The sequence below is a fragment of the Peribacillus sp. NPDC058002 genome (assembly GCF_042886655.1).
GTDB classification, from domain to species: Bacteria; Bacillota; Bacilli; order Bacillales; family DSM-1321; genus Peribacillus; species Peribacillus aracenensis.
Genome location: NZ_JBHVQU010000413.1, coordinates 1 through 2,203, shown reverse-complemented (window position 1 = coordinate 2,203; position 2,203 = coordinate 1). Strand labels below are relative to the sequence as shown.

The window sequence follows — 2,203 nt, the reverse complement described above, 5'->3', positions numbered from 1 at the left end:
TCATTATTGATTACTCGCATTTTTTTGATATGTTTTTAACCTACACTATAATTAGTAAGGAGAAAATAAGAATGAAAAAGCTATTCATCCCCTTCCTGCTCTTGTTTGTACTTATTCTTAGTGCTTGTGGGAACCAAGAGGCAGCGAACGAAGATAATGAATCCAAGACAAAAAAAGAAACAGTTACGTATCAATCAGAAACAGGTCCTGTGGAGATTTCTAAAAACCCAAAAAGAATAATTGCTCTCTCCAATGGACCTAATGTATTGGCCTTAGAAGGTAATATCGTCGGGATAGATCAATGGACTAATATGAATCCGCTTTTTGAAGAAAGACTAAAGGGCGTTGAGGTCGTATCTGAAGATAACCTGGAGAAAATCATTGAACTGGAACCGGACCTAATCATAGCGGGATCCGAGATGAAAAATATTGCAAAACTAAATGAAATTGCTCCAACTGTAGTATTCACTTGGGGAAAATTAGATTATTTATCACAGCAGATTGAAATCGGAAAACTATTAAATAAAGAAAAGGAAGCAAAAGAATGGGTTAATGATTTCAAAACGCGTACAGAATCCGCAGGAAAAGCGATACGCGCAAAAATTGGTGAAGATGCAACCGTTTCTGTCATTGAAAATGATGCTAAAGAGTTTTATGTATTCGGAAATAATTATGCACGTGGGACAGAAATATTGTATCAAGCAATGGATTTAAAAATGCCTGAAAAAGTAAAAGAAAAAGCACTTAAATCCGGCATTTATGTCCTCTCATCGGAAGTGCTTCCTGAGTATACTGGAGATTATATTATCTTTAGTAAAAACCCGGATGTGGTTAATTCATTTGTGGAGACTGATACATGGAAAAATATACCTGCAATTAAGAACGATCGTATATTTGAAATAAATAGTAAAGCATCCACATACAGTGACCCAATCACTCTAGAACACCTTCTGGAATTTTTCGAAAAATCCTTTCTTAACAAATAGTATGCAAAGCAGGAATTCTTTAAATAATAATTCCTGCTTTAATGTGGTTTATACTTGAATTTCATCTCATAAAAACAAAAGCACCTGTTGCCTAAAAGGCAATCAGGTGCTTTTGTTTTTATTTTCTTCAAATTCTTTCATTCTCTCTATTAAATCTAAATCTAGCTGTTCTTTGTTGTCGCTTATATATTTATATTCAAAATACTTAATTCTAGCTGTTGGACCAAATTCACTTTCAAGCCAATTTGTATAATCAAAATGTAGATTTAACCTTCCTGTATCATTTACTAATAATGTCACCGAAAACCAAGGTACTTGATCATTAAAAGTAAAAACTTTTTGGAGTTCAGCAGTTAGTTGAAATAACTTATGTAGCTCTTTATTGTAAGCTCTCTTATCTACACTATATAGTTTTGGAATATAATGTGAAAAAACGTGTTACTCCTCACCTTTGGGCTTAAAAAAGAAGAAAACTCCTCCTTCCCTCTCATTAACTTCACCATTAAAACACAAATTATCCCATTCAATTGGAATCATATCATTAATCTGTTGTGCAATTTCACTATATAGCTTGTTTAATTCTATTTCAAAACTCATCAACATCAGCCTCCTGATTTATTTGCGGTCTCACGAATCACTGGGAATTGGCCTTCAATTTCATATTTAACTATAAAGGAATCAGGTCGCATTGAATTATTAGAATAGATTGGTTCAATGCTAACAGAGACTTCCTTGGGCGTATCTCTTTCAATGCGTTGGTCCACTCAGTCTCCATTTCGTACCAAACTCCACCCATCCTATTAATTTGACTATTTTGTGGTACAAGATTATCAATATCAGGAGGTCCATTAAATTGTGCTCCTGTTAAATGTCCGACATCATCATCTGCTAATCTGTCTTTTCCACCTACATTTGCCTGAGCATATTTTAGTATTTTACGGAATTATTAATGAAAATGATGAATAATTAACATGCGAAATTAAGAAGTGTGGGCGATTATTACTTATTCTCCATTCTATAAAATAAGAGTATTCGAGTTTCATTTCGAATACTCTTATTTTTTGAAGAAAATCAACTAAATTGGAAGGTGCCTGGCACTTCTTTTCTTGGGACTGACCCAAATGTCGCTAACTCTCCTAAAACCTGATGGCATGGCCGTGCATCATGCCCGCAAAGCTTCCGTGTCAAACCGACTATCATTATACCTATTATAATGC

2 protein-coding genes and 1 pseudogene are annotated in these 2,203 nt (G+C 34.2%); 1 reads left to right on the top strand and 2 read right to left on the bottom strand.

From position 1 onward, the window contains the following. Positions 1-71 precede the first annotated feature (71 nt). Positions 72-986, top strand: coding sequence for an iron-hydroxamate ABC transporter substrate-binding protein (locus ACFVSH_RS25735; protein ID WP_387708600.1), 915 nt, complete (start codon positions 72-74; stop codon positions 984-986). A 102-nt stretch (positions 987-1,088) separates the two neighbouring features. Here ACFVSH_RS25735 and ACFVSH_RS25730 read toward each other — a convergent pair. After that, positions 1,089-1,583: pseudogene (locus tag ACFVSH_RS25730) on the bottom strand (immunity protein YezG family protein). A 70-nt stretch (positions 1,584-1,653) separates the two neighbouring features. Continuing rightward, a complete protein-coding gene (locus ACFVSH_RS25725) occupies positions 1,654-1,920 on the bottom strand; it encodes a DNA/RNA non-specific endonuclease (protein ID WP_387708602.1) in 267 nt (88 codons plus the stop codon). Between the last annotated feature and the right edge of the window lie 283 nt (positions 1,921-2,203).